Raw genomic sequence first — 20,658 nt, forward strand, 5'->3', positions numbered from 1 at the left:
TATGTTTTTTAATACCTAAAATGAAAATGGGACTGAAGAATCAATTTTGATTCATCAGTCCCATAAATTATAGAGCCCGATTTAGATGACACTTGGTGGTTTTTCATATATTTTTTGGTTTTACTTCATCGATCATTCCCATTCATTCTTGATCTCCGCTACTTTATTCCACCAATCCTGTCCGGCAACTTCATCGATCGTGTAATCTAGCGATGTATCAGACAATAAGCTGCCAACTTCTTTTTACAATTCACTTGTCTAAATGGACACTTAATCGTTCCTTTGTCTTATTTGTGTCCATAATGAGTTGAATTCTCTCTTTGATGTACAAGCTACGACCCTATTCTACACTTATTTAGGGGGATAGACGATAAGAATATTCTTTGTTTCTCTATGGATGAGTAGATGAAAAATCATCTCGATAAATGAACACAATTGTGTTCTTTCGTTCGAAGGTATGTTATAATTAAAATGCCTATGAATTAAATCAGAGGAGGGGAATATTATGGCAACAATTACAGTTCGTGTGACAGAAGATGAGAAAAAATTTTTGGATGAAATGGCTAAGTTTGAAGGAAAGAGTCTCTCTGAATTACTTAAAACAAAAACATTAGATGCTTTAGAAGATGCGTATGATGCAAAGATAGGAGATTTAGCCTATGAAGAGTATTTGAAAGATAAAAAATCAAATGATTTATCTGTTCTTTTAGAGGAGTATGATATAGGTGAAAAAAAATGAGCTACTCGGTAAGAACAACTCCTACCTTCGATAGGCAAATAAGAAAACTAGACAAATTCGAAGCAACAACTATATTAAGATGGTTACATAAACAGATCGAAGGCACAAAAAATCCTAGATATACAGGTAAGCCACTTGTGGGGAACTACGCAGGTAAATGGCGATACAGAATAGGAAATTATCGCGTCATTACAAAGATTGATGATGAAAAGTTGATTGTTTTAGCATTAGAAGTAGGACATAGAAAAAATATATATCTATAGTAGAATCTACTCCGAAGTGAATAGTTATACACTTCGGTTTTTTGTATTCAAATATTTTTCACCAAGTCAAACCAAAAAGCACCTTATTCAAAAAGGAATGAGATGCCTTTGTATTGAGTTATCTAACCGAGATTTTATTCTTATTTTTGATAAAGATAAAACTTATCACGCCGAACACGAAGAGTACCAAGCCGAAAAGTAAAGTATGAGTCATGCCGATTGGGTAAGGTGCTACCTGGCCTTGATTAAAAACAAGTATTGAAGATATCCGATAAACAAAGAAACTGGCATAAAGATGATTCAAAGGATATTAAGCCAATCAGAGGATGATTTTAGCTTTGAAATCAATAAAAAACGGAAATCTAAGGAATTGCTTCCAAAGATTTCCGTTTTTATAGTATTCATTAATTTTATGCCATAAATAATGCTTTGTAGAGAAATACTGCTACAATACCGGCACAAATCGGTGCCACAACTGGAACCCAAGCGTAATCCCATTGTGAAGAACCTTTATGTTTCAATGGTAACAACGCATGAACCAAACGAGGTGCAAAGTCACGTGCTGGGTTCAATCCAGGACCTGTAGGACCTCCTAGTGAAGCGACCAATGTCCAAACTAAGAAACCAAGAGCTAAGTGAGCTGTTCCTAAGTTATCTTGGAAGAAAGGTGCTTTTGTGATACCTAATGCGCCAAAGAATAAGACGAATGAACCGAAGAATTCGTTGACGAAACCATTGAATTTAGAACCAACACTGTTGATAGTTGAGAAAGTTCCTAAGACATGGTTTACATCTTCAGTTTGATCGTAATAAGGTTTGTAACAAGCGACCACGATCAATTGTCCAAGAGCTGCTCCAAGTAATTGTGCAACGATATAAGGTACGACTTCTGCCCAAGGGAATAAACCATTAGAGGCTAAAGCAATCGTAAATGCCGGATTGATATGATTTCCGCTAATGCCACCAAAAATCATTGCTGGCATCATCACACCAAAACCATAACCAACAGCAATCAGCATCCAGTCACTGCCATATCCTTTTGTTCCTTTTAAATCTACGTTTGCGACAGCACCATTACCTAAAACGATCAATAATGCTGTACCAAGTAGTTCCGCCGCTAGACGGGTCATAAGTGAATAATCCATAATACCCTCCATAAATTTATTGAAATATAAAAAAGAAACAACAACACAGCGGGTGAAGTGTTCCGTAAGAGGTGTACTTCTGTTGTCGTGATAAGTGCAAAATAAAAAACGACTTCTTTATAGAAAGAAATCCGAGCAACAGTCGACACATTGATAAAACCCTATGACACAAAACACCAACCCTAACTATAAATATATCAAAAATAAATAGTGAATTTTATCAAATATTGTCGCTATCAACAAACATTTTTTGAAAATTTCAGAAAAAATGAAACTGAAATGGAACGAATAATCGCACGATGCACTGTGAGTGAATCGTCTACAAAAAGAAGGGAATTACTTTAATTGAATGCCTCCTTAGCTTGTCTGTTTTGGTGTTTCAATAAGGATTATATGCTACAATGAGGAAAATAGTCGATAAGGGGTGAAGTCGTTGTATTTGTCTTCTGAGTACTTAAAACGTTTTGACAAAGACTTATATTACAAAGTGCTCTTACTCGAAAGCTTTGAGGATCAGGTAGGGCACACAGCGGCACAACTTGCACAAAAGGTTCAACTAGACGCACGAAGTGTAACCAGATATTTAGTTGAATTGATCAAAAATTATCAATTATTCAGTGGAAAAGAGCAATCTTTATTCACGAAGAATCATCGATCGGGTTATCATTTTTATGATTCTCTGGATCCTATTGAACGTGAACGCTTTTTGATTTACCTCGTGCAAAGTACGCTTAAATACCAGCTGTTGCACGACATTTTTTTTGAAGAATTTCATACGCTCTATCAATTCTCACAAAAGCATTATATCAGTGAGTCAACTGCTCATCGGAAAATCAATGATTGGAAAGAACAATTTTCGAGGTATGGTATCCAACTCAAAAGAGGAAGCTATATTGCGTGTGGGGAAGAAGAAATCATTCGATTATACCTACATATGACTTTTTGGCAGTTATTTCGTGGTAAAGTTTGGCCCTTCGAAACTATTCCACAACAGGACGTCAAACAAATTGCGGACCAGATTTTACAGTTTTTTGATGTTCGGTTGAATGAGATCAAGAAACGGCGATTAGAGTATATGTTAGGTGCATTTTTCTTACGTAAATCCCAAAAACATTTTGTGGTTTTAAATAATAAAAAACGACAGTTGATTGAAAAAAATCCACTCTTTGAAGCATTTAGTCAGTGGATGGCGCCTTTTTTTCCAAACTATTTCCAAGGGAAAGAAGAATTAGGTGCACTATTTCTAGTGCTGATGACCAGAGAAGAATATTATCAATCGTCAGGAATCCGTCAGCAGATTTTTGCTTTTCACCGAAAACAACAAACAGCTCCTTTTATAGCTCTATTAGAAATGAAGAATGCGTTAGCAGCATACTGCGAAGAAAAGCAGTTGACCGAAGAATCATTCACCAAAGAAGCAGAGAACTATTTGCTTAGTAGTCACCTGTTCGCGTACTTGTTTCCTCATGCGAAGGAAATGGTTGATGGGGAAGGTAGCAATTTTTCTAGACACTTCATTAGTGAAAATGAGTCATTGAAACAATGGTTGCTGAATTTTTTCAATCGAGCAACACAACGTGCAGACGAGTGGGTCTATGAGAATGCGACATTCTTGATGCGAAGGTATCTAACCGTGTTAAAAACGATGCGTGTTTTTGATCGACAATTACCACAAGTCACTATTTTACTGATGACGGACTTTCCTCTTTTTGAAGAAGAATTACTAAAAGAAAACCTAAGGCACTTTTTCAGAGAGGAGTATCAGTTGTACTTTTTACCAGCGGATTATCGAGGAAGAGAGGTCGATCTGTTACTATCCACAAGCAAGATCCATCGCAAACCTTGGGCGGATCTAGACTATTTCATCGTCACAGATGAACTTGAACTCTCGGATTATATCCGTTTATTTGATAAAATCAAAGAAATCAAAACAAAGAAAGAGAGAAAAAATCATGACATTTGAAGAAGTATTGCCACAGTTAAAAACAGGTGCAAAGGTTATTAGAAAAGGTTGGAGTGGATTTGAATTATATGTTGTTCTGGTTTCCGATGATGAATTTGATGGTTGTCCAGTAACGCCTTATTTTCTGATCAAAACGAGCGACGAAGGATTTTCTAGCTTTGCGCCAACCGTTTGCGATATTCTAGCAGAAGATTGGATGATCATTGAATGACGAATCATTATCCGGACTTAGCGAATCAAGTCGTCTTTGTGACAGGCGCCGCTCAAGGAATCGGTGCTGCACAAGCAGAAGCTTTTTTAAATCAAGGAGCGAAAGTATTTGGTGTGGATCTGAAATCAGGTAAGATGGAAGAACTAGCCATAAAATATCCTACGCATTTTATCTCATTTCTCGGTGATATTTCACAAAAAGAAGTGATTGAACAAGCGGTCACTACGTGTCATGAAAAAGTCGGCGATATTTCAATCTTATTGAATACCGCAGGGATTCTTGATGGCTACAAGCCTTTATTAGACACAGACGAAACACTTTGGGATCGGATCTATGAGGTCAACGTAAAAAGTCTCTTTCGATTAACAAAACAAGTGTTGCCTGATATGCTCGAAAAGCAAACGGGAACGATCATCAATATGGCCTCCATTGCAGGTATGGTGGCTGGCGGTGGTGGAATCGCGTATACGAGCGCCAAACATGCAATCATCGGCTTCACGAAACAGTTAGCCCTTGATTATGCCCCGCAAGGGATACGTGTAAAAGCCATCGCACCAGGCGCCATCCAAACACCGATGAATGCAGCTGATTTTGCAGGTGACGGAGAGATGGCCAAATGGGTCGCAGAAGAAACGCCTGTTAAGCGTTGGGCACAGCCGGAAGAAGTAGCAGAATTGACGTTATTTCTTGCGACGCCTCAAGCGAGTTATATCCATGGAGCAATCGTTCCAATCGATGGTGGATGGTTGCTTAAATAGCTGAAAGAAGAATAAGTGGGGGAAACGTATGAAAGTGATCGTTTGGTTGATGCCTCTTGGAATGGTTAGTGTAGTTGCTTATTTTGTACATGTGTTTCTTGGGCAATACCTTTGGGAATCATATGATCCAATCACGACAGACATCAGTTCTTTAACCGCCATTGGTGCGCCAAATGCGAATTTATTGAATATGATCCTGCTTATCTATGGTATAGGCTTTTTACTATTTGTCATTGGAATGGTCGTGACCGCCTTTGAAAAGTATCATGGGCTGACTCGGATCGGTTATCTGATTTTTCTTGTGATGGCAAGCACTACAGTGGTAGGCTATAAACTATTTCCATTGACAGGCGATAAGGCGGATATGAATTTCCAAAATACGATGCATATTGTTGTGACGATCCTTGTCGTATTTACTACTATATCTTCTTTATTCCTTATTGGGTTTGGTTATCTTAAACAAGAAAAACTACGTACGTTAGGAAAAATATGTATTGCTACCGCCATATTGATCACTTTTTTTGGCGCATTGAATCCAATTGGAATGGCACAAGGATGGAATATTTCAGGGTTGATGGAGCGAATGGTGATCTTTCCCCTACAAGCTTTTGTTTTCTTTCTATCTTTCATCTATACGACGAATAATAAGTTGATAGTGAAAAATGAAATGGTATAACTAGATGATTATAGAAGTGTCTGGCTATGAGAATAAGCGATATCCGCCAAAAAATAGTTGCTCTATTTGGCGGATATCGCTTATTTTTAAAGTTTTTCTTTTTTATCCTATTAATTTTTTAAACTAATTTTTGAATGTTGAACCGTAATCTTTTTCTTAAAGTAGTGCCAACATAAGCTGCTCCTGTACTTTTGAGCAACTCTGGCAACAAGAATGGGACGAATCCGCTCAATAGCGCAGTTTGAACTGGCAAATGACTACTAAATGATAACCAAAGCGTACCTACAACTAAAGCAAGAAGAGAGCCGAATAGATTGGCACACCAAGCGTGGAAAAAGCGAGAATTGGTCTTCTCAATCCACCAACCAATGACGAAAGACTGAAGAATAAAACCAAAAAGGTAGCCGCCTGATGGTCCGAATAAGATGCCCATTCCCCCAGTCATGCCAGAAAAGACGGGTAGTCCGATCAATCCTAATAAGAGATACATACAAACAGCGAGAGTACCAGCACGTTTCCCAAGAAATGTGGCGGTCAAGCCAATCGCAAAAGTCTGGCCAGTAAGAGGAACCAAACCTAATGGGATAGTAAATTGTGAGAGGACTGCAATAATTGCTGTAAATTCGGCAACGAGTATAAGTTCTTTTAATGATTTTGTCATCCGTTCTCCTTTTGTTAACCTTTTTTATTTTTGTGGTTAACGAAATTATAGAGGAAGAGAAAATAAATGTAAAGTCTCTTTATGATATATTTTGAAAACGCACATAAGAAGTAAGAGTACAAAAATATTTCCAAATGTGAGAAAAAGTATGAATAGCAAGTGTTTTGATACGTGATATAATTTTTATATAACATAATCAACTATATTTTGGCACATAGAAAAATGAGGATGATCATTCATGATCTTTCTACAGATAGGTGCCCAACCTAGTCAATGAACTGGTTTGTTGGTTGAAACGGCCAGTGAACATTCATCGATTTGCCATGGGTAACTAAAAGCTGTTTGACGAATGAATGTGCCAATAATCAGCAACTGTGAAAGTGACAAGTTAACATGTCTATCCACCATTGATAAAGGGAGAAACTAAGCAGTTGCTTGCTTAAAGGACACATTTCATTGGAAAAGCAATGATGCGAGACAGTTTATGAAATTTGAAGCATCACACTGTAGAGGACATGTTCTTTTCCTCGTCTAAACCAAGTGGGAAGTGGCAGTTAAAAGCTGTATCTTCAGAGAACGATTGAGAACATCAAAAACTTAGCTGTTTTATCACCCAAGTAGCGAATACAAATTGATTTCTCTTGCTATTGTTCGAGTCATGGATACAACTGAACCTGCTAAAGCCAACATAAAAAGATAGCACTCGACTCAACGGAATACGTACGTTGTTTTGAGGTCTATCTTTTTATGTGTGTCCGAGCGAAGAAAAGACACGGGGACATTATTTCTTATTACTTGGAGCTAATCAGCTTTTTCACAACCTCGATAAACGGTGTTCAAAAAGCTGACCTTCAACATTAAGCTAAAAAATCAAAAAATATGAACAGTTATTTTCTGATTTTCTATCTTACTGCTCAAGTCAAAACGCTTCTTTCACAACCTTGATAAACGGTGTTCAAAAGCCAACTCCTACGATAATAAGGCAAGACTTGGAAAAATATGGAGAACTATTTTCCCAGGCCTTGCCTTATTACTTGGAGCTAATCAGCTTTTTCACAACCTCGATAAACGGTGTTCAAAAAGCAACACTTCGGACATAAGCCAAAAAAATCAAAAATGAAACAGCCATTTTCGATTTTTCTGGCTTATGCCTTAGTGCTAAGCGCTTTTTTCACAACCTAAAAAAACCAGCTATCCAAAGGATAGCCGGTTTTTTTTGTACCAAAGTTTTTTGAATTATAGGCTTTGGTTGTAGTATTCAACGACAAGTGCTTCGTCAATTTCTGGGTACAATTCGTCACGTTCTGGTAAACGAGTCAATGAACCTTCTAATTTTTCAGCGTCAAAGCTTACGAATGCTGGACGTCCAACAGTTGCTTCAACTGCTTCTTTTACAGTTGAGATGTTTTGTGATTTTTCACGAACTGAAATCACTTGACCAACTGCAACGTGGTATGAAGGGATATCAACACGTTTGCCATCAACCATGATATGACCATGGTTAACTAATTGACGTGCTTGACGACGAGTAGTTGCAAGACCTAAACGATAAACAACATTGTCTAAACGTTGTTCTAGTAAGATCATGAAGTTAACCCCGTGTTTACCTTCTTTGATTTTGCTTGCTTTAACGAACAAGTTACGGAATTGACGTTCGTTCATACCGTACATATGACGTAATTTTTGTTTTTCAGTTAATTGCATACCGTATTCTGATTGTTTGCCACGGCTGTTTGGTCCATGTTGACCTGGAGCGTAAGGGCGACGTGCTAATTCTTTTCCTGTGCCAGATAATGAAATACCTAAGCGACGAGAAATTTTCCATGATGGTCCTGTATAACGAGACATTAAAATTTCCTCCAATAGATAACTATATTTTTTGGAGTAAAATAATCCGTTAAAAAATTCATAATCGTATAGTTTGTTCTTCAATCTTCACCTTTGCAGCCGCGGTTACGCAATTGAACCCGAAGCGGGGCAACAAACTAGGGACGAGTTATTATTTTTCTGCTGCATTATTTTACACGAATTACAGTATAAGCGATATGACCTATCAATGTCAAGAGAATAAGTAGCAAAAAAGCTTTACAAACCCCAGTTCTGTCTATAGAATAAGAGGGTATATGCCAAAAGCATGAAAATAATTGAACAAATCTTAAAGGAGAAAAGAGATGAACCCAGTATCACCGTTGTTTGAAAAGATTGAGGCATCAATCGAAAAGAAAGTTGATTTGATCGGAAATAGTTACGCCCGTTATGCCGTGCGTGCTTTATTAGCTAGTTTGTTCTTGACACTTGGAACTGCTGTTGCTTTTTCGATTGCTATCAAAGGTGAGCATATTGCTCATGGATTTGGAAAGATACTTTATGCGTTTATGTTTAGTTGGTCTTTAGTCATGATTTTATACATGAATGCTGAACTTGGTACCTCAAATATGCTTTATATGTCGGTCGGGGTCCAACGTAAGCGGTTAAAATTAGGTCTAGCTGCAAAAATTCTGTTTACTTGTATTTTATTTAACTTGATTGGTGGGGTATTATTTGGCTTTTTAATTTCTTTGACGACACCATTCCAAGATCTGCCGATGGATAATTATATGTTAGAGTCGATTGCAGTCAAATTGACGAAACCGACAACAACCATTTTGGTGGAAGCAATGTTTGCCAACATTGTAGTAAATACAGCGGTATTGATTAGTATGCGAATGAAAGATGATGCAGGGAAAGTCTTAGCGATTGTTTTCATTATTTTCATTTTTGCTTTTTTAGGCTATGAACACGTTATTGCCAACTTCCCGGCATTCACATTAGCTTATTTTGTTTCAGGTGGGCAGATGGATGCCATGACTGTTGGTAATGTGATCCACAATCTTTCCTTTGCGTTGATTGGGAATTACGTTGGTGGTGGTTTAGTCATTGGTTTAGGTTATGCATGGTTGAATCAATCAAAATCATCCTATGTTGACTAGTTCGTTCCTTTAAAAATCGAAGGAGGCCATCCCTTGGAGACAATTGTTTTTCCGAATAATAAAGAAAAAGCTCAGCAGATGGAAGCTTACATGAAGCATCATTTCCGATTTGCAGGAGTTCCTAAGCCAGAAAGAGCGTTACTACAAAAGGCTCTTTTAAAAGAAAGCCAGGAGATACCTATTTCAGACTTACTTTTATTAGTAAAAGATTATTATATGCAGGAAGAACGGGAGTATCAGTATTTAGCGATCGATTTAGTCCAAAAGAACGTCAAGCGTCTTTCTTTTGATAACTTAGTATGGTTACTTGAGCTTGTCTCACAGAAGGAATGGTGGGACAGTATTGATTCTTGGCAAAAAGTCTACAGCACGTGGGGAAAACTGCACCAAGAAGTTGATGCGGTTTTCAAATTATTTGAAGGTCAAGAAGACTTTTGGTTAAGACGAATTGCGATCACCCTGCAACTAGGGTTCAAAGAAGAGACAGATGTCGCTCTACTCGAACGAGCGATTGATGCAGATCGTTCAACAAATGAATTTTTTATTCAAAAGGCTATTGGTTGGGCGTTGCGGGACTATAGCAAAACAAATCCACTTTGGGTAAAAGAACAATTGACAAAAGAATTAAGCAAGCTTGCAACGAGAGAAGCAAGTAAGTATTTATAGAGAGGCGAGATAGAATGACACGCAAATTAATTGCTTTTGATATCGACGGCACGTTGTTAGATTCCAACAAACAGGCATTGGACAGTACAAGGGAAGCCTTGGAAAAACTGCGTAAAGATGGACATTTAGTGACGATTGCTACAGGGCGTAGTCGCTTTCACGCACAAGAAGTTATCCGTGATCTAGCATTTAGCAATTATATTCTATGTAACGGTGCAGCCGGATTTTTGGATCATGAACAAGTCTATAAAAATTTGCTGGATCAAGAACAATTACACCAATTTATTCAAGAAGCGCAAGAAAAGGATATTGATACAGCATTTGTTAGTTTAGATTCAATCAAACGCTTTTCATCTAATCGTATCGATATGATGGAAGATGCGATGCATTCATTTGGTGCACACTTACCAGAATTGGACGAATACTTTGTTGAAAAACAGGATGTGTATCAAGCATTAGCTTTCTTTGACCATTCCTATGATCAACAATTCAGCGCTTATGATCGTATTCGGTTTGTGCGTTGGCACGAAAATAGTGTCGATGTGGTGCCACACGATGGTTCCAAAGCGGTAACGATCATGAACCTAGCCAATCGAGTAGGGATTGCGCCAGAAGACGTCATCAGTTTTGGTGACGGACAAAATGATCGCGAAATGCTTCGCATGTCTGGTATTGGGGTGGCAATGGGGAATGCCGTACCAGAAGTTCAAGCGGAAGCAAAAATGGTCACAGATACGAATGATCAAGATGGTATTTGGAAGGCTTTGAAAGAATTAGCTTTGATTTAAATTGCAAAGTTCATACAACAATAATTTTAGTTAAAAAGAGGGCATGCAACAGGATTTTTCTGATTGAATGTCCTCTCTTTTTTTACCTCATTATGATACATAAACGATATGCTATCATATTATCAGATAGTTACTATCATACTTCTTTAAAATAGGAGGTGATATCATGGGAGACATCATCGTAAACGTCGTTTTGGTTTTGAAATTGCTGTTTTGGTTCATGACCTTCATAGGTTTAGCCCTGTCTATTGTTTACTTAGTAAAAAAATTAAAAAATAAATTTTGATCAATTTACATAGTTAGAGAATAAAGTTATAAAAAGCTGTTGCTAGTTAGTTCAAAATACCCTTTCTTGATATTCTAGAAAACAGCTTCTATTACAACCTCTTTCCTTTCTTTACTAAAACACTTATAATATAAGATACGTTAGAAGAGAAGAGGAAATCGTGTGCGGGTATTGTTTATTGGTGATGTAGTAGGTGCGATGGGTAGAGAAATGATCACAGAATATCTCCCTCGCTTGAAGAAAAAATATCGTCCACAAATGACGATCGTGAATGGTGAGAATGCGGCTTCAGGTCGTGGGATCACAGAGAAAATCTATAAGAAGTTTCTGCAAGATGGCGTAGATGTCGTGACGATGGGGAATCATACGTGGGACAATCGTGATATTTTTGAATTTATCGATGACGCGAAAAAAATGGTTCGTCCAGCAAATTTTCCAGAAGGTACGCCAGGGCAAGGAATCGTTTTTGTCAAAGTCAATCAATTGGAACTGGCAGTCATCAATATGCAAGCTCGTTCATTTATGGTTGATTTAGATGATCCATTTCGTAAAATGACCGAGTTAGTCGAAGAAGCTCGGAAAAGAACACCGATCATTTTTGTTGATTTTCATGGAGAAACGACGAGTGAAAAACAAGCAATGGGCTGGTTTTTAGATGGAAAAGTGTCTGCTGTAGTCGGTACACACACGCACGTTCAAACGAACGATGCGCGAATCTTGCCACAAGGAACGGCATATTTGACGGATGTTGGTATGACGGGTCCATATGATGGGATTTTAGGGATGCGTCGTGAACCAGTCATTGAAAAATTTTTAACGGCTTTACCAAAGCGTTTTGAAGTGGTGGAACAAGGTCGTGGGCTTTTAAGTGGTTGTATCTTGGACATCGACGACCAGACAGGACAAGCAAAAGATATCCAATTGATCCAAATCAACGATGACCGCCCTTACAGAGAATAGAAAGCGAGAGGGAATGTGCAGGACAAAACGACGATCCAATTAGAAGTCGACCAATTGGCGACTCTTTTAAAGAAGAATGAAACGATCACACGTTATCAAGAATTGGAACATAAAGTGAAACATAGTCGTTACTTGAATCAACAAACAGAAGCATTGAAGCAAGCGCAAAAAGATGCAGTACAATATGCGCATTATGGACAAAAAGAAGCAGAAAAAGAAGCAATCAAACGGATCGAAGTCCTGACACAATCTATCGACGACTATCCTTTAGTGATTGCTTACCGCCGTCAACTGGTGGAGGCAAATGAGTTATTGCAACACTTGACTCAAATGATCCAAAATGAAATCAATGAGTATATAGAGGAGGAGCATAATGCCTCAAAAAACTAAGAACACTCCAATGATGGAACAATATCTAAGCATCAAGGCACAATACCAAGATGCTTTTTTGTTCTATCGTCTCGGAGATTTTTATGAATTATTTTACGAAGATGCTGTCAAAGCAGCACAAATCTTAGAACTGACATTAACTAGTCGAAATCGTAATGCGGATGATCCAATCCCGATGTGTGGGGTACCGCATCATTCTGCACAAGGATATATCGACAGTCTGATCGAAAAAGGCTACAAAGTAGCGATTTGTGAACAAGTCGAAGATCCAAAGACGACTAAAGGAATGGTCAAACGAGAAGTCGTGCAATTAGTGACTCCTGGAACAGTGATGGATAGTAAAGGATTATCAGCCAAAGACAACAACTTTCTGACGGCGGTGGTCAATCAAGGTTCCGCTTTTGGGTTTGCTTATGCCGATTTGAGTACAGGCGAATTAAAAACAGCCCGCTTACTTGACGAAGAAGCTGTCTTGAACGAAACCTCTGCGTTACAAACAAAAGAATTGATTCTAGGTACAGAGATCAGTGAAACGTTATATGAACAACTAAGCACAAGACTTGGCTTAGTCTTCTCAAAACAAGAAAGTGTAGAAGAAAATGCAGAATTCAATTTTCTAACGAGTGAGTTGACGGATGAATTAGAGAAGGAAGCGACTGGAAAGTTACTTACTTATTTAGCAGTCACCCAAAAAAGAAGTTTGGCACATATCCAAAAAGCGGTCGAATACCAACCAGATCATTTCTTGAAGATGGATTATTATTCTAAATTCAATTTAGAATTAAGCCAGTCGATCCGTACTGGAAAAAAACACGGCACACTTCTATGGTTATTAGATGAAACCAAAACAGCAATGGGAGGACGTTTGCTCAAACAATGGCTTGATCGTCCGCTGATCCAATCCCATCAGATCAATGCTCGGCAAGAAATGGTGGCATCGCTGATCAATAGTTATTTTGAACGTCTTGATTTACAGAGTGCGTTGACTAAAGTCTATGATTTAGAACGTTTAGCTGGACGTGTCGCATTTGGTAACGTCAATGGTCGAGATTTGATCCAGTTAAAAACATCATTGCAACAAGTACCGATGATTCGCGGGCTGATCGAAGGTATCGATCAAGGACAATGGTCAGAGTTATTAACAGATATGCAGCCAATGGATTCATTAGTTGAGTTGATCGAACAAGCGATCCAAGAAGATGCACCTTTACAAATCACTGAAGGAAACGTCATCAAAGACGGCTTCAATGAACAGCTAGACACCTATCGTTCTGCGATGAGAAATGGCAAACAGTGGTTAGCAGAATTAGAAGCGCGCGAACGCCAAAGTACAGGGATCAAAAATTTAAAAGTTGGGTTTAATCGAGTGTTTGGTTACTATATTGAAATCACGAAAGCGAATTTGATGAATGCCGAACTGGAAAAATATGAACGTAAACAAACGTTAGCCAATGCAGAACGATTTATCACTCCTGAATTAAAAGAATTAGAAACACAGATTCTAGAAGCGGAAGAAAAATCAGTCGATCTAGAATACCAACTCTTTTTAGCTGTTAGAGAAGAAGTGAAAAAAGCAATCCAGCCATTGCAAACCTTAGCAAAATCATTGAGTACTGTAGACGTCTTACAAAGTTTTGCAACGATCAGTGAGCGTTATCAATATGTTCGTCCAGAATTGACGAACCAAAAGACACTAGTGATCGAAGAAGGACGTCATCCGGTGGTAGAAAAAGTGTTAGGGCATCAAGAATATATCCCAAATAGCGTGATCATGTCGGAAGAAGAAATGATCTTGTTGATCACTGGTCCTAATATGTCTGGTAAAAGTACGTATATGCGACAGTTAGCATTGACGGTATTGATGGCTCAGATGGGCTGTTTTGTTCCGGCGCAAAAAGCAGTGCTGCCGATTTTTGATCGGATCTTTACCCGAATCGGTGCAAGTGATGATTTGATTGCGGGGCAAAGTACCTTTATGGTGGAAATGATGGAAGCCAACCAAGCGTTGCGTCATGCGACGCCGAACAGTTTGATTTTATTTGATGAACTCGGTCGAGGAACAGCAACTTACGATGGAATGGCATTAGCACAAGCCATCATCGAGTACATTCATCAACACGTCAAAGCCAAGACGTTGTTTTCTACGCACTACCATGAGTTGACGGTGCTTGATACAGAATTGCCGCAATTGAAAAATGTTCATGTTGGCGCAGTCGAAAAAGATGGCGATGTGGTATTTTTACACAAGATGATGGACGGTCCGGCAGATAAAAGCTACGGGATACATGTAGCTAAAATCGCGGGTCTACCAGATGAATTATTGTCACGTGCCTCTGCGATCTTAGCCTTTTTAGAATCAGGAGAAACGACACACCATGTCTCTGCACTTGAAGCATCTGTCACGAAAAAAAGCGACTATCCTAAGTCACAAACCAACCAACCAAGCCATCAGGTCAATGAAGAGAGTCAACAACTATCTTTATTTGGTGAAGTAACGGAAGCTGAAACGCAAATCATTGCTGCATTGAAACAGTTGAACCTACTAGAAATGACGCCAATGGATGCGTTGAATAAATTGTACGAACTGCAAAAACAATTATAGGAAGAAGGTGCTGATCGATGGCGAAGATCCAAGAATTATCCGAACGCTTGGCCAATCAAATCGCCGCAGGAGAAGTCGTTGAACGACCCGCTTCTGTGGTGAAAGAACTTGTTGAAAATGCCATTGATGCCCATAGCTCTCAAATCGATATTCTCGTAGAAGAAGCCGGTTTACGAAAAATCCAAATCATCGATAACGGTGAAGGAATCTTAGCAGAAGACGTTGAAAATGCGTTCAAACGTCACGCAACGAGTAAAATCCATAACCGTGATGACTTGTTCCGCATTCGGACATTAGGGTTCCGAGGGGAAGCTCTTCCTAGTATTGCTTCTGTCTCTGAATTGACGATCGAGACAGCCAATCAAGATGAAACACAAGGGACCTATCTTGAATTAAAAGGTGGGGAAGTGTTGACACATCGTCCTGCTCCATTGAGACAAGGAACGAAAATCACAGTGAGCAATTTGTTTTTCAACACGCCTGCACGGTTAAAATACGTCAAGACATTACAAACGGAATTGGCGAATATAGGCGATATCGTCAATCGACTAGCGTTGAGTCATCCCGACATCGCCTTTCGCTTAGTCCATGATGGCAACAAGATGTTAGCAACAGCTGGTAACGGAGATTTGAAACAAACAATTGCCGGAATCTATGGTTTGGCGACAGCGAAAAAAATGTTGAAGGTTGAAGCAAAAGATCTAGATTTTGAAGTTTCTGGTTACATTTCTTTACCAGAAGTCACTCGTGCGAGTCGTAATTATCTTTCAACGATCATCAACGGTCGTTTTATCAAGAACTTTTCCTTGAACAAAGCAATCGTGGCAGGTTATGGTTCTAAACTGATGGTTGGTCGTTTTCCAATTGCTGTTTTAGAAGTCAAAATGGACCCGTTGCTTGTCGATGTGAATGTCCATCCAACGAAGCAAGAAGTTCGTCTATCGAAGGAAAAAGAATTGACTGAATTGATTGCACAAGCGATTCAACAAGCACTAAGTCAAGAAAATCTGATTCCTAGTGCAGCAGACAATTTACGTTTCAAGAAAAAAATCGCCGATCAACCTAAAACGGAACAAATCGAAATCGATCTTTCTTATGCGTTTGAGGAACCACCAAAGAAACCCCAAAGTTTAAATTTCGATCGCCAGACAGGTACATTTTACGTGGAAGAAAATCCACAAAAATCAACCTATCCTGTTGATAAGTCTGTGGAAAATGTTGAAAACTCTTCTATTTTTTCTGAAGATACACTGAATTATCCAGAAAAAGAGGAAAAAACGGTGGATAACTCTGGTGAAATTGTTGATAACTTTGTAGAAAAACCAGTGGATAACTTTCAGCAAAATCATTTATCCACTGTTGATAACTACTCAGTACAAGAAGAACGAACAGCATCAGTAGAAGAGAAAAGCATAGAGGAAGAATCAAGCTTTGAGCAAGAAGAAAGCAAGTTGCATCCCGAGTTTGACATGAGTCACGATAGCCGAATTTTGGAGAAAGCAATCAGTAAAGTCGAGCAGGAAGTACCAACACAACGTTTCCCACATCTTGAATATTTTGGCCAAATGCATGGGACCTATCTATTTGCCCAAAGCAATGAAGGCTTATACATCATTGATCAACATGCTGCGCAAGAGCGGATCAAATATGAATATTTCCGTGAAAAAATCGGCGATGTTTCAGATGATTTGCAAGAATTACTCGTTCCTTTTGTTTTAGACTATCCTAATAGTGATGCAATCAAGCTAAAAGAGAAGAAAGAACTATTAGAAGAGGCAGGCATTTATCTGGAAGAATTTGGTCAGAATAGTTTTATCGTAAGAGCGCATCCGACATGGTATCCAAGTGGGGAAGAAGAATCGATCATTCAAGGGATGATCGACATGTTATTGACAACTGGTGAAGTGAGTGTGAAGAAATTCAGAGAAGCCACAGCAATCATGATGAGCTGTAAACGCTCGATCAAAGCGAATCACTACTTGAACGAAGCACAAGCGAGGGTCTTATTAAAAGACTTAGCAAAATGTGAGAATCCGTTCAACTGTCCTCATGGTCGTCCGGTATTGATCCACTTTACGAATTCAGACATGGAACGAATGTTTAAACGAATCCAAGATCCGCATTGATCCGCGAGATTCGGAAAGGAAGTTTTTGATGAAAATAGTATTGGCTTCACAGTCGCCTAGAAGAAAAGAATTGCTCGGAAGATTAGTGCCAGCATTTTCGATCCAACCGGCAGATATCGATGAAACGCCTAAGCCAAATGAGGACCCGCTTGCATACGTCCAACGCATGGCAGCAGAAAAAGCGGAGGCTGTGCAAAAAGAAAGCGAAGAAACGTTAGTTATTGCTAGTGATACTACCGTAGTTCTAGGAAACGAAATCCTTGGCAAACCAGAGGATGATGATGAGGCAAAACGGATGTTACGCAAATTCAGTGGTACGACACACGACGTCTACACAGCCGTCGTAATAACTGATGGGACTCAAAAAGAGTGCATCCTTTCCCATGCATCAGTCACTTTTTATGAATTGACCGATGAAGAGATTGAGCGCTATCTAGCAACTGGCGATCACCGTGATAAAGCTGGGGCGTACGGCATTCAAAGTTACGCAGGGGCTTTCGTAGAGTCGATTTCTGGCGATTACTATAGTATTGTCGGCTTTCCGATCGGCGCAGTCAATCAGGCGTTGAAAAAATGGCCAGATCTTTTGTCCTAAAATCGCGGACATCTGTATCTAGGTGAATAAAATCAAAAACACATGATCCGAGTAGCAAGAAACGGATCATGTGTTTTTTCTAATTATATTAGTTCATGACCTGGATTCAAGCGTATCGGCTAGAAGCTATAAAAAAACATGGTAAACTTAATTTATCTGAAGGGAGTGGACGAGGTGATTACAACGGATAAGTTTTATCATGGTGAAACGAAAAAAGCGCCGTTCTTTGAAGGTTGGTATTTTAAGCATCAAATCGGCGATGAAGTCTACGCATTTATTCCGGGGTACTCCATTGGAGAACAAGGCGAAAAGTGCCCGTTTATCCAAGTGATCAATCATGAGTCCTCGGAAGTCTTTCATTTTGATCGTGAAGTCTTCATGGCAAGCGAAGATCGTTTGTTTGTGAAAATCGGTGAAAATACATTTAGCGAGGAAGGAATCACACTAGCTTTACGTAGCCCCTCGTTGACGATCGAAGGAACGATTTCTTACGGAGAGTTTACTCCGTTAAAAAGGAGTCGCTATGCCCCGAGTATCATGGGACCTTTCTCTTATTTATCTTTTATGGAATGCTATCACGGAATTTTAAGCATGAAGCATTCGTTAAAAGGATCGTTGAGTTGGAACGGTCAATTGATTGATTTTACAAATGGAATAGGGTATTTAGAAAAGGATTGGGGAAGTTCATTTCCCGCAACCTATTTATGGGTCCAATGCAACCAGTTTACTGGTTCAGATGCTCGTTTTTTCTTTTCCGCAGCTGAGATCCCGTTTTTAGGTTTCCGTTTTTTAGGAATCATTTCGGTTTTACAAGTCGGTGAAGAAGAATATCGCTTATCCACCTATGATGGAGCCAAAACTTCGGAGATTTTCCGTGAAGAGGACCATCTGATCATTCGAATACAGCAAAAAAATATTGAACTAGAAATACAAGTGTTAGCAAAAGAAGGGCATGCGTTGATGGCGCCACAACAAGGTCAAATGAGTCGGATCATCCGTGAAAAAGCGAGTACAGAGATGACCTTGATTGTCCGAGAAAACAAGCAAGAGATCTTTCATCAAAAGGGGAAGGCTGCTGGGTTTGAAGAAGTGGGCAATCTCCAAGGGCATGAGTATTAAGAATCTTGATCATATAAAAGTTCTATCGCACCTTCAAAAATAAGCCTGAACCTCCAGAAATTAGAACAATTTCCGGAGGTTCAGGCTTATTTTTCGTAGCGATGTGATTTGATCACATTCGACTTATTCGACAATTGATTTATATTCACTGTAACCAGCAGCATCCATTTCTTCATAAGGGATAAACTTCAAGGCAGCAGAGTTGATGCAATAGCGTAAGCCACCTTTATCTGCGGGTCCATCATTAAAAACATGTCCAAGATGGGAGTCGGCTTCATTACTTCTTACTTCGACTCGGTGCATCCCATGAGAAAAATCCGCTTTTTCTTTGACGTCTTTTCTGCTGATGGGTTGGCTGAAAGCTGGCCAGCCACAGCCTGCATCATATTTCTCTGCAGAACTGAAAAGCGGTTCGCCGCTAACGATATCGACATAGATCCCTTTTTCATAAAAGTCGTCGTATTCTCCAGTAAATGGACGTTCTGTCGCATTTTCTTGTGTCACTGCATAAGAAATCGGAGATAATGTTTCTTTTAAGTCCTCTTTGTTTGTGTCGGTTGGTTTACTCATTGATACTGCCCCCTTTGTCTCCTAATCATACTGCCATCTGAAATAGAAGCAAACAATCTGCTTTTAGGAGGGGGATAGCCAAGCGATTTAGCAGAATTTTAAAGAATAGGACTTACTTGCTACCTAATTACGTCGAGCTACTGGGCTTTCTTACAACCTTGATAAACGGTGTTCGAAAAGCTGAGCTTCAACACTAAGCTAAAAATTTTGAAAAATATGAGAAGCTATTTTCTCACGTTCCGTCTTACTACTCGGAGCTGAACGGCTTTCTCACAACCTAATAAACGGTCTTCGAAAACCAACTCCTACGATAATAAGACAAGGCCTGAAAAAATATGGGAAACTATTTTCTCAGGTCTTGTCTTATTACTTGGAGCTATCCGGCTTTCTCACAACCTTCTTCTTCGTGCAAATTCCACGAACCGGAATTTGTCGAGGCGGTGGATCGATTCGGTGTATTCGAAGCATTCGGTATTCTCTAAATAGACGAGTCCGCGAACAATTACGACATAGGGATCGTCGTGGAGGTCCATTGATTCTGAAATACTATCATCGATCGGTTCGACGGTGATTTCTTTTTGAGCATAGGCAATGGAGAGATCTAGCTCATTTTCAAAGTATTCATAAATCGAATTCGCTGCTTGTTCCTTGGTCAAAGTAGGAATGGTTTCTTTTAACAAATAGTCTCGATCTAAAATGACGACTTCGCCATTGATTTTCCGTTGGCGGACTAAATGCCAGACAGGTGTATTGACTGGCCAGCCAGTTACTTTGTGTAATTCGTTGTCGACTACTGTTTCTTCAAGTGTTTGCACGATCGTTTCACTAGGGATATGTTGGTTTTCTTGAAGCTCTTTATAGCTTGTCAATCCAGCAATAGGAAAATCAAAGCGGTTACGGTCTAAAACGATCGATCCTTTTCCTTGTTTCTTTTGGATATATCCTTCTGTTGTCAATAGATTAAGTGCTTTACGAATTGTTTCCCGTGAAACACCATAGATTTTGATCAATTGATTTTCACTAGGTAGTAAAGTATGAGGAGGATACTCTTTGTCTAAGATTTTCTTTTCTAAGTCTAAAAAAATTTCATTGAATTTGTTCATCGTTCCTCTCCTTTGGGCAATCGTTCGTTCTTCGCTTATAAACTATACTACAGCTATATGTAGATTTC

Annotated in this window: 20 protein-coding genes; 15 read left to right on the forward strand and 5 right to left on the reverse strand. The window is 39.1% G+C overall.

The window, feature by feature from the left end:
* The first annotated feature begins 505 nt into the window (after nt 1-505).
* Nucleotides 506-739, forward strand: coding sequence for a type II toxin-antitoxin system RelB family antitoxin (gene relB / locus I2F89_RS13150; RefSeq protein ID WP_071868045.1), 234 nt, complete (start codon nt 506-508; stop codon nt 737-739).
* Complete coding sequence (locus I2F89_RS13155) at nt 736-1,002, forward strand: type II toxin-antitoxin system RelE family toxin (protein ID WP_071868044.1); 267 nt, start codon at nt 736-738, stop codon at nt 1,000-1,002. The genes relB and I2F89_RS13155 overlap by 4 nt, the downstream gene beginning before the upstream one ends.
* A 410-nt stretch (nt 1,003-1,412) precedes the next feature.
* Here I2F89_RS13155 and I2F89_RS13160 read toward each other — a convergent pair whose 3' ends face one another.
* Nucleotides 1,413-2,147 carry an MIP/aquaporin family protein gene (locus I2F89_RS13160; protein WP_086335311.1) on the reverse strand — a complete coding sequence of 245 codons (735 nt, stop codon included), beginning with the start codon at nt 2,145-2,147 and terminating at the stop codon, nt 1,413-1,415.
* 433 nt (nt 2,148-2,580) lie between these two features.
* Here I2F89_RS13160 and I2F89_RS13165 point away from each other — a divergent pair, with 433 nt between their 5' ends.
* Genes I2F89_RS13165 through I2F89_RS13180 form a run of 4 tightly spaced genes read left to right on the forward strand, consistent with a single transcriptional unit; the run spans nt 2,581 to nt 5,755 of the window.
* Nucleotides 2,581-4,110, forward strand: coding sequence for a helix-turn-helix domain-containing protein (locus I2F89_RS13165; protein ID WP_195514500.1), 1,530 nt, complete (start codon nt 2,581-2,583; stop codon nt 4,108-4,110).
* The gene (locus I2F89_RS13170) at nt 4,100-4,321 is read left to right on the forward strand and encodes a DUF2829 domain-containing protein (RefSeq protein WP_195514484.1); all 222 of its coding nucleotides are present in this window, start codon (nt 4,100-4,102) and stop codon (nt 4,319-4,321) included. Before I2F89_RS13165 ends, I2F89_RS13170 begins: the two co-directional genes overlap by 11 nt.
* Entirely contained in the window at nt 4,318-5,079 is a 762-nt protein-coding gene (locus tag I2F89_RS13175; protein WP_195514485.1) for a 3-oxoacyl-ACP reductase, read from the forward strand. The genes I2F89_RS13170 and I2F89_RS13175 overlap by 4 nt, the downstream gene beginning before the upstream one ends.
* Before the next feature lie 28 nt (nt 5,080-5,107).
* Nucleotides 5,108-5,755, forward strand: a complete 648-nt coding sequence (locus tag I2F89_RS13180) for a DUF998 domain-containing protein (RefSeq protein ID WP_195514486.1) — start codon at nt 5,108-5,110, stop codon at nt 5,753-5,755.
* 118 nt (nt 5,756-5,873) lie between these two features.
* Here I2F89_RS13180 and I2F89_RS13185 read toward each other — a convergent pair whose 3' ends face one another.
* Together I2F89_RS13185 and rpsD are read right to left on the reverse strand one after the other, a co-directional pair.
* Complete coding sequence (locus I2F89_RS13185; RefSeq protein WP_071868039.1) at nt 5,874-6,416, reverse strand: biotin transporter BioY; 543 nt, start codon at nt 6,414-6,416, stop codon at nt 5,874-5,876.
* Between the two features lie 1,236 nt (nt 6,417-7,652).
* Entirely contained in the window at nt 7,653-8,264 is a 612-nt protein-coding gene (rpsD, locus tag I2F89_RS13195) for a 30S ribosomal protein S4 (RefSeq protein WP_010734406.1), read from the reverse strand.
* Nucleotides 8,265-8,587: 323 nt separating this feature from the next.
* Here rpsD and I2F89_RS13200 point away from each other — a divergent pair, with 323 nt between their 5' ends.
* The 9 genes from I2F89_RS13200 (at nt 8,588) to I2F89_RS13240 (ending at nt 18,917) form a co-directional block, all read left to right on the forward strand.
* Nucleotides 8,588-9,385, forward strand: coding sequence for a formate/nitrite transporter family protein (locus tag I2F89_RS13200; protein WP_010734405.1), 798 nt, complete (start codon nt 8,588-8,590; stop codon nt 9,383-9,385).
* 33 nt (nt 9,386-9,418) lie between these two features.
* On the forward strand, nt 9,419-10,051 hold the full coding sequence (locus tag I2F89_RS13205) for a DNA alkylation repair protein (protein ID WP_195514487.1): 633 nt from the start codon (nt 9,419-9,421) through the stop codon (nt 10,049-10,051).
* Nucleotides 10,052-10,065: 14 nt separating this feature from the next.
* Nucleotides 10,066-10,839 (forward strand): HAD family hydrolase, encoded by a 774-nt coding sequence (locus I2F89_RS13210; protein ID WP_071866085.1) that lies wholly within the window; start codon nt 10,066-10,068, stop codon nt 10,837-10,839.
* A 448-nt stretch (nt 10,840-11,287) separates the two neighbouring features.
* Nucleotides 11,288-12,085, forward strand: coding sequence for a TIGR00282 family metallophosphoesterase (locus tag I2F89_RS13215; RefSeq protein ID WP_023518925.1), 798 nt, complete (start codon nt 11,288-11,290; stop codon nt 12,083-12,085).
* A gap of 15 nt (nt 12,086-12,100) precedes the next feature.
* A complete protein-coding gene (locus I2F89_RS13220; protein ID WP_071866086.1) occupies nt 12,101-12,475 on the forward strand; it encodes a YlbF family regulator in 375 nt (124 codons plus the stop codon).
* Nucleotides 12,476-12,488: 13 nt separating this feature from the next.
* Complete coding sequence (gene mutS / locus I2F89_RS13225) at nt 12,489-15,077, forward strand: DNA mismatch repair protein MutS (protein WP_373865789.1); 2,589 nt, start codon at nt 12,489-12,491, stop codon at nt 15,075-15,077.
* A 17-nt stretch (nt 15,078-15,094) separates the two neighbouring features.
* Nucleotides 15,095-17,203: a DNA mismatch repair endonuclease MutL gene (gene mutL, locus I2F89_RS13230; RefSeq protein WP_071866088.1), complete on the forward strand. Its 2,109-nt coding sequence runs from the start codon at nt 15,095-15,097 to the stop codon at nt 17,201-17,203.
* Between the two features lie 28 nt (nt 17,204-17,231).
* Nucleotides 17,232-17,798, forward strand: a complete 567-nt coding sequence (locus tag I2F89_RS13235; protein ID WP_195514488.1) for a Maf family protein — start codon at nt 17,232-17,234, stop codon at nt 17,796-17,798.
* Nucleotides 17,799-17,972: 174 nt separating this feature from the next.
* Complete coding sequence (locus I2F89_RS13240) at nt 17,973-18,917, forward strand: tocopherol cyclase family protein (protein WP_195514501.1); 945 nt, start codon at nt 17,973-17,975, stop codon at nt 18,915-18,917.
* Between the two features lie 123 nt (nt 18,918-19,040).
* On the opposite strand, the gene msrB is transcribed toward I2F89_RS13240, so the two are convergent.
* A complete protein-coding gene (gene msrB / locus I2F89_RS13245; protein ID WP_010734395.1) occupies nt 19,041-19,487 on the reverse strand; it encodes a peptide-methionine (R)-S-oxide reductase MsrB in 447 nt (148 codons plus the stop codon).
* Between the two features lie 389 nt (nt 19,488-19,876).
* On the reverse strand, nt 19,877-20,590 hold the full coding sequence (treR, locus tag I2F89_RS13250) for a trehalose operon repressor (RefSeq protein WP_071866091.1): 714 nt from the start codon (nt 20,588-20,590) through the stop codon (nt 19,877-19,879).
* Nucleotides 20,591-20,658 lie beyond the last annotated feature (68 nt).

It is taken from the genome of Enterococcus sp. 1001283B150225_161107_E12 (genome assembly GCF_015556925.1).
Taxonomy (GTDB): Bacteria; Bacillota; Bacilli; order Lactobacillales; family Enterococcaceae; genus Enterococcus_B; species Enterococcus_B mundtii.